Source organism: Nonomuraea zeae (assembly GCF_005889725.1).
In the GTDB taxonomy this organism is placed as follows: domain Bacteria; phylum Actinomycetota; class Actinomycetes; order Streptosporangiales; family Streptosporangiaceae; genus Nonomuraea; species Nonomuraea zeae.
On record NZ_VCKX01000446.1, the window covers coordinates 1 to 7,532 of the forward strand.

At 71.5% G+C, this 7,532-nt stretch carries 5 protein-coding genes and 1 pseudogene; 4 read left to right on the forward strand and 2 right to left on the reverse strand.

Annotated elements, in window-relative coordinates:
* Window positions 1–246, forward strand: a pseudogene (locus tag ETD85_RS64150) (hypothetical protein); the annotation flags it as partial.
* A gap of 140 nt (window positions 247–386) precedes the next feature.
* Here the strand turns inward: ETD85_RS64150 and ETD85_RS58295 are convergent.
* Window positions 387–1,046: an endonuclease V gene (locus tag ETD85_RS58295; protein ID WP_138698417.1), complete on the reverse strand. Its 660-nt coding sequence runs from the start codon at window positions 1,044–1,046 to the stop codon at window positions 387–389.
* A gap of 123 nt (window positions 1,047–1,169) precedes the next feature.
* Here ETD85_RS58295 and ETD85_RS58300 point away from each other — a divergent pair, with 123 nt between their 5' ends.
* The 3 genes from ETD85_RS58300 to ETD85_RS58310 are packed head-to-tail and all read left to right on the forward strand — an operon-like array spanning window position 1,170 to window position 5,479.
* Window positions 1,170–2,468 (forward strand): alpha/beta hydrolase fold domain-containing protein, encoded by a 1,299-nt coding sequence (locus tag ETD85_RS58300; RefSeq protein ID WP_138698418.1) that lies wholly within the window; start codon window positions 1,170–1,172, stop codon window positions 2,466–2,468.
* A gap of 43 nt (window positions 2,469–2,511) precedes the next feature.
* A complete protein-coding gene (locus ETD85_RS58305; RefSeq protein WP_138698419.1) occupies window positions 2,512–3,855 on the forward strand; it encodes an FAD-dependent oxidoreductase in 1,344 nt (447 codons plus the stop codon).
* Window positions 3,856–3,865: 10 nt separating this feature from the next.
* On the forward strand, window positions 3,866–5,479 hold the full coding sequence (locus ETD85_RS58310) for an AMP-binding protein (RefSeq protein ID WP_138698420.1): 1,614 nt from the start codon (window positions 3,866–3,868) through the stop codon (window positions 5,477–5,479).
* An 18-nt stretch (window positions 5,480–5,497) separates the two neighbouring features.
* Here ETD85_RS58310 and ETD85_RS58315 read toward each other — a convergent pair whose 3' ends face one another.
* Window positions 5,498–7,384 (reverse strand): ABC transporter ATP-binding protein, encoded by a 1,887-nt coding sequence (locus ETD85_RS58315; RefSeq protein WP_138698421.1) that lies wholly within the window; start codon window positions 7,382–7,384, stop codon window positions 5,498–5,500.
* Between the last annotated feature and the right edge of the window lie 148 nt (window positions 7,385–7,532).

Sequence of the window (7,532 nt, forward strand, 5' to 3'; positions counted from 1 at the left end):
GGCCTGCACGGCGCGGGGGCGGGGGCCGTCCACGTGCTCGGGCTGGCGCAGGTCGTGGTGGCCGTGCTGCTGTGGCGGCCGGGACGCCAGGCGGGCTGGCCGGCGCTGGTCAGCGTGGCCGTGCTGCTGCTCGGGTTCGTTCAGTCCATGCTCGGGGGTTCCGGGGTGGTGGCGGTGCACGTTCCCCTCGGGATGGCGCTGTTCGGGCTCAGCGTGTGGCTCCTCGTCTGGGCCTGGCGCCGCTGAGATCGGGTGCCCGGCCGGGACAGGGGACCTACCCGATGCCTGTTGCGGAAGGCGGGTGGGCCGGTCGGGCACGCACGATCACTCGGGCGCTCCGGCCAGGTGGTCGCGGTCAGCCCGGGTGCCTGGCCGGGTGGTCGCGGTCAGTCCGGGTGCCGGGCCAGGTGGTCGGCGTGCCGGATCGGGTCGGGGAGCCGGAAGCGGGAGGTCAGGCGCAGCACCTGCTCGGTGGCGGTGTCCAGGGAGATGCGGTGGCCCTGGGAGACGTACACCGGCTTGACGTCGCGTTGCGTGCGCAGGGCGCGGCCGATCGTGGCGTCCTCGTGGACGATGGGCGTCCAGTCGCCGGGTTCCGGCCCTGGGGTCTCGTGCGTGCCGATGAAGGGGGTCTTGCCCACGCCCAGTGCCGGCAGGCCGGTGAGGACGCCGAGGTGGCAGGCCAGGCCGAAGCCGCGCGGGTGCGCCAGGCCGTACCCGTCGCAGACCAGCAGGTCGGGGGTGGCCGTGAGGAGTTCGAGGGCCTCGACCAGCGCGGGCAGCTCGCGGAAGGCGAACAGCCCCGGCACGTACGGGAACGCCGCCCGCCCGCGGGCCACCGCCTGCTCCACCGGTTCGAGCGAGCCGGCGTCGAAAACGACCACGGCGGCCGTCACCTGATCGTCCCCGTGGTAGTGCACGTCCAGGCCCGCCACCAGCGTGAAGGTGGTGGGGCCGGTCAGTTCGACGTGTCCGCGGAGCCGGTCCTGGATGGCCTCCGCCTCGGCGGCATCGCTGGGCCATGGGTGAAGTCGCTTTACCTGCACCCGGCCAAGCTATGCCCCTTTCGCCTGGGGCGCGGTGCGTCATCGTCAACGCCGTGACGTCGCTGGAGCCTGGACGGGACCGGGAGCGGGCTGTCCAGGGGGTGTTCAGTAGGGTCGGGCTTCATGAGTGAGGTCCTGGTGGTCGTGGGTCCCGGAGTCGTCGCCGACGCCGGGCTGCTGGCGGAGATCGCCGAACGCGAGTTCGCGGCGCTCGGGGTGCTCGGACGGATAGAGCACGCCCGCGACGCGGCACACCTGCTGTCCCTGACGAACACCCCGCCGAATACGGAAAACACCGCGTCTCCGACGACTAACGCTGCGTCTCCGGCGGATGCCCCGGTCTCAGCGGACGGCTCGCGTCGGGCGGATGCTCTGTGGCGAGCGGGCGACGGCGCGGTCGTCATCCTGCCCGGTCCGACGTCCGAGGTGCGCGGGCTGATCACCGAGCCGCTTGGGCTCTCGCGCAGGCCCGTGGTGTGGGTGGACGTGGAGCGGGTGGACGGGGTCACGCCGGGGGAAGGCGCGACGCACCTGCACGGTCGCGGGATCGGCGGCCTGGCCTGGGGGATCCGGCATGCCGTGCATCGGGTACGGCACCCGTCCCAGCGGATCGCCTATGGTCCCGAGCGGGAGCAGTGGGGCGATCTATATCGCCCAGACCTCTCGGATCGCCTGGACCGCCCGGATCGAGGCGGCAGGGTGCCGGTGGTGGCGCTGATCCATGGCGGCTACTGGCGGTCGATCTGGGCGGCGGACATCATGGAGGCGCTCTGCGCCGACCTGGCCGGGCGCCGGCTTGCGGTGTGGAACCTCGAATACCGCCGCCCGGACCTGCACGGCTGGCAGGCGACCATCTCCGACGTGAGCGCCGGCTTGTCCGCCCTGACCGATCTCGTCCCCGCCGCCGCCGAGCTGGACCTCTCGCGGGTGGCGGTGGCCGGGCACTCGGCCGGTGCCCAGCTCGCTCTGAGGGCGGCGGCCGACGGCTCGCGGATGTCGCTGGCCGTCTCGCTCGCGGGCGTGCTCGATCTCGTCGAGGGCGACAGGCGATGGCTCAGCTCCGGCGCCGTCGCCGCCGCACTCGGTCACCCAGCGCCGACCGGCCATCAGGGAACGAGTGGCCATCACGCACCGACCGGTCCGGATGGGGGCGCCGGTGGTGCCCGGGGCCAGGCCGCCGACGTGTACGCCGGTGCGTCGCCGTTGCTCCGGGTGCCGCTCCACGTCCGTCAGCTCATCGTCCAGGGCACGGCCGACGACCTGGACCTGGTCGACTTCAGCCGGCGCTACGCGGCCGCCGCCCGGGAAGCGGGTGATGAGGTGACATATCTTGAAATGCTCGGCGACCACTTCGACGTCATCACCCCCACGTCCCCGATCTGGCAGGCCACCGCCGAGGCCATCGTGCGCGCCCTGGCGTGACGGCCTCCTGGACATCGGCGGCGGCCCGCCGTACCAAGGAAGCATGGAGGTCACGATCGTCGGTGCCGGGCTGGTCGGCTGCCTGCTCGCCTGCTTCCTGGCCCGCCGCGGCCACCGCGTCGTCCTGTACGAGCGCCGCCACGACCCCCGCGAGCGGGGCGCCGACCGCGGCAGGTCGATCAACCTGGCCATCTCCGAGCGCGGCATAGACGCCCTGCGCCGCCTCGGCCTCGACGGCAGGGTCCTGGACGCGGCGCTGCCCATGGCGGGCCGGATGATGCACTCTCCCGGCGGCGCCCTCGCCTTCCAGCCGTACAGCGCGGACCGGGCCCAGGCCATCAACTCCATCAGCCGCGCCGAGCTGAACAGGGAGCTGCTGACCGCGGCGACCGCGCTGCACGGCGTGGAGGTGCGGTTCGGGCACCGGCTGACCGGGGTGGACGAGCGCGCCGGCCGGCTCGCGTTCGAGTCGACCGCCCCGGACGGGACCTCGGGCGCCGTCACGGTGGACAAGGCGCAGGTGGTGATCGGGGCGGACGGGGCGTACAGCGCGGTGAGGGCCAGGCTCCAGCAGCTCCCGGGGATGAACTTCAGCCAGGACTACCTCGACTACGGCTACAAGGAGCTGTCGATCCCGGCGCGGCACGGCGAGTTCGCCATGGACCCCGGCGCGCTGCACATCTGGCCGCGCGGCCGCTCGATGATGATCGCCCTCCCGAACCCCGACCGCTCCTTCACCTGCACCCTGTTCTGGCCGCACGACACCCTCGCCGCCCTGGACACCCCGGGGAAGATCCGGGCGTACTTCGCCGAGCACTATCAGGACGCGTTCGAGCTGATGCCCGACCTGGTCGGGGCCTTCCAGGGCAACCCGGTCGGCCAGCTCGTCACGGTGCGCTGCTCGCCCTGGCACGTCACCACCGAGGCCACCACGATCGGGCTGGTCGGCGACGCCGCGCACGCCATCGTCCCCTTCTACGGTCAGGGCGCGAACTGCGGCTTCGAGGACTGCGTCGAGCTCGACCGCTACCTGGACGAGGCGGGCGACGACTTCCCCAGGGCGCTGGAGCTGTTCGAGCGGCGCAAGACGGACACCGACGTGATCGCCCGGCTGGCGCTGGAGAACTTCGTGGAGATGCGCGACCGGGTCGGCTCCAGGATGTTCCTGGCGGGCAAGCGCGTGGAGCACGCGCTGGAGCGCGTCCTGCCCGGCTACGTCTCCCGATACGAGCTCATCTCGTTCTCCACCACCCCGTACGCCGAGGTGGAGCGGCGCGGCGTCCGCCAGCGCCGCTGGGCCGCCGCCGGGGTCGGCGCCGCGCTGCTGGCGGCACTCGGCTACGCGGCGCGCCGCACAGGTCTGGTGCGTACGCGGGACGGCGGCTGACACTGTGGGCATGCTGTCGTACTCCAGCGCCACCGCCCAGACGCCCCTGCTGGGCGAGACCATCGGCGCGAACCTCGAACGCACCGCGGCCCGTTTCGGCGACAGGGAAGCCCTGGTCGACGTGCCCGCCGGCCGCAGATGGACCTATTCGCAGCTCGACGCCGAGGTGTCCGACCTGGCCAGAGCCCTGCTGGCCAGGGGCATCGCCAAGGGCGACAGGGTCGGCATCTGGGCGCCGAACCGCGCCGAGTGGGTGCTCGTCCAGTACGCCACCGCCAAGATCGGCGCGATCCTGGTCAACGTCAACCCGGCCTACCGCACCCACGAGCTGCGGTACGTGGTCGAGCAGTCGGGCATGCGGCTGCTGATCAGCGCCCAGACGCACAAGGGCAGCGACTATCGCGCCATGGTCGAGGAGATCGGCTTCGCGGACGTCGTCTACCTGGACGACCCGGGCTGGGACGCCCTGACCGCGCAGCGCGCCGACCCGTCCGCGCTGAAGGCCCGCATGGCGGAGCTGGCCTTCGACGACCCGATCAACATCCAGTACACCTCGGGCACCACCGGCTTCCCGAAGGGCGCGACCCTGTCGCACCACAACATCCTCAACAACGGCTATTTCGTCGGCGAGCTGATCCACTACACCGAGCAGGACCGGGTCTGCCTGCCGGTGCCCTTCTACCACTGCTTCGGCATGGTCATGGGCAACCTGGGCGCCACGTCCCACGGCTCCTGCATCGTGATCCCGTCGCCGGGCTTCGACCCGGAGGCGACGCTGCGGGCCGTACAGGAGGAGCGGTGCACCTCCCTGTACGGGGTGCCGACGATGTTCATCGCGGAGCTGGCCCTGGCCGCGAAGTTCGACCTGTCGTCGCTCAGGACCGGGATCATGGCCGGCTCCCCGTGCCCGGTCGAGGTCATGAAGCGCGTGGTCGGCGAGATGAACATGCGCGAGGTCGCCATCTGCTACGGCATGACGGAGACCTCGCCCGTGTCCACGATGACCAGGTCCGACGACGACCTCGCCCGCAGGACGGAGACGGTGGGCCGGGTGATGCCGCACGTCGAGGTCAAGATCGTGCATCCGGAGACCCGGCTCACCGTGCCCAGGGGGGAGCCGGGCGAGCTGTGCACGCGCGGCTACTCGGTGATGCTCGGCTACTGGAACGAGCCGGACAAGACCGGCGAGGCCATCGACGAGGCCCGGTGGATGCGTACCGGAGACCTGGCCACGATGGACGAGGACGGCTACGTGAACGTGGTCGGCCGGATCAAGGACATGATCATCAGAGGGGGCGAGAACGTCTACCCGCGCGAGGTCGAGGAGTTCCTCTACAGCCATCCGGACATAGCCGACGTCCAGGTCATCGGGGTGCCGGACGACAGGTACGGCGAGGAGGTGATGGCCTGGGTCGTCATGCGGCCGGGCGCCGAGCCGCTCAGCGTGGAGCGGGTCAGGGAGTTCTGCGCGGGGCGGATGGCGCACTTCAAGATCCCCAGGTACGTGCACGTCGTGGAGGAGTTCCCGCTGACGGTGACCGGGAAGATCAGGAAGGTGGAGATGCGGGCGCGGTCGGTGGACCTGCTCGGGCTGCACGCGGCGGCGGAGGCCCGCAACGCCTAGAAGCGCCGCGGATCGGGCTCATGGGACGACCGGCCGGATGTCCGGGACGCCGTCGCCGCTCGTCCGGTAGCCCGAGGCCTGGAGGGCGAACAGTCGCGCGTAGACGCCCCCGTCGCGCGCGACCAGGTCGTCATGGCGGCCGCGCTCGACCACCACGCCGTCGGAGAGGACCACGATGAGGCCCGCGTCGCGTACCGCGTTGAGCCGGTGCGTGATCAGCAGGGCGGCGTGACCGGCCCGGTGCTCGGCCAGTGAGGAGTGGATCTCGTGCTCGGACTCCGCGTCGAGCCCGGACGAGGGCTCGTCCAGGATCAGCAGATCGCGCCCCTCGCGGACGAAGGTCCGCGCCAGCGCCAGGCGCTGCCACTGCCCTTCGGACAGGAGGACTCCCTCCTCCGGATGCTCTCCTTCCGGCTCGTGGTAGAAGGCGCGGGTCAGCAGGGACTCGTATCCTCTCGGCAGGCTGACGATCTTGTCGTGGATGCGGGCCCGGACCGCCGCGGCCTCGATCCGGGCGGGCTGCCTGCGCGCGTCGAGATCGCCGAGGGCGATGTTCTCCTCGGCCGTCATGTCGTAGTGCATGTAGTCCTGGAACAACACGGTGACCCTCCGGCGCAGCGCTTCGGGGTCCACGTCGCGCAGGTCGACCCCGTCCCAGAGGATGGCGCCGCGGCTCGGGTCGTAGAAGCGGCACAGCAACTTCACGATGGTGGACTTGCCCGAGCCGTTGAGCCCGACCAGGGCGACCGTCTCGCCGTACGGGATCCGCAGATCGACGCCGCGCAGGATCCAGGGATGCTCGTCGGAGTAGCGGAACCAGACGTCGCGCAGCTCGATGCCCTGCCGCAGAGCGGGCAGCCGCGCCGGCGACGCGGCCTTCGGCAGCTCGGGCCCGGCCTCGACCGTCGCGAGATAGTGCTTGAACATGAACAGCGCCTGGGAGGACTGCGCGATCTCGGCGGCCAGGGCGACCATCGCCCCCTGGATGCCGGCCAGCGCCCCGACGAGCATCAGCACGTCGCCGACCGACATGCCGGTGTTCCCGGCGGCGCCCGTCGCGACCCAGAGCACCCCGGTCACGGAGATGACCGAGGCGAACAGCGAGAGGCCCAGCTGGATCGCGACTTCCTTGCGCTCGAAGTCCCGGTGGGCGGCGTTCGTCGCCCGCCGCTCGGCGTACACGCGGGCCCGCAGGAACGGCCCGATGCCGAAGATCCGCACCTCTTTGGCCGCCTCCACGCTGGACAGCAGCTCCCCGTAGAAGAGCTCCCGGCGCTCGGCCGGGCTCATCCGCTGGAACAGCCCGACGCGCCGTCGTGACAGCACGACCTCCACGATCAGCAGCGGGACGCCCGAGCAGATCGCGAGAACGGAGAAGAGCGGGCCCAGGAGCCACAGGATGCCGACGAAGCCGCCGATGGTGAGCAGCGCCCTGACGATCCCGAGCACGCCGTCGACCGCCAGGCTGGAGGTGGTCCCGCCGGCCTGCTGCGCCAGGCGGAGCTGATCGAGGAAGGAGGGGTCCTCGAAGCGCCTGAGCCCGATGTTCCGCTCCAGCGAGGCGAAGAGCCGGTCCTGGGCCTGCAACGACACCGCCCGGCGCAGCTCCTTGCCGCAGAGCTCGCCGAGTGCGGGAAGCGTCGTCGCCACCATGCCCGCCAGGCCCAGCCCGACCGCCAGCCTGGCGATCGCGCCCGCTGGGCTGCCGGCGACCAGGTGATCCACCAGCGACTTGGTCAGCCAGGTGATGGCCACCGGGACGGCCCCGCTCACGACGGTGACGCAGACGTACAGGCCCACGGTCAGCGGAGCGGACTCGACGGCGAGCGCCAGAGCCTTGCGCAGGCGCAGCACGACGGTCGGCACCCCCGAAACCAGGCTCCCCAGCGCGCCGGCCCACCTCATTCGCAACCCTTCCTCTCGCCGGCTAGCCCCGTTTTCCGCACGTCGAGGTGAGTGAAGATCGCCGAGTTTGCCGCAGTGATCGTCGCGCGGTATGACGTGGCTGGTGAGACAGCGCGCGCAGTGGGGTCAGGCCAGTGTCGAGAAGATG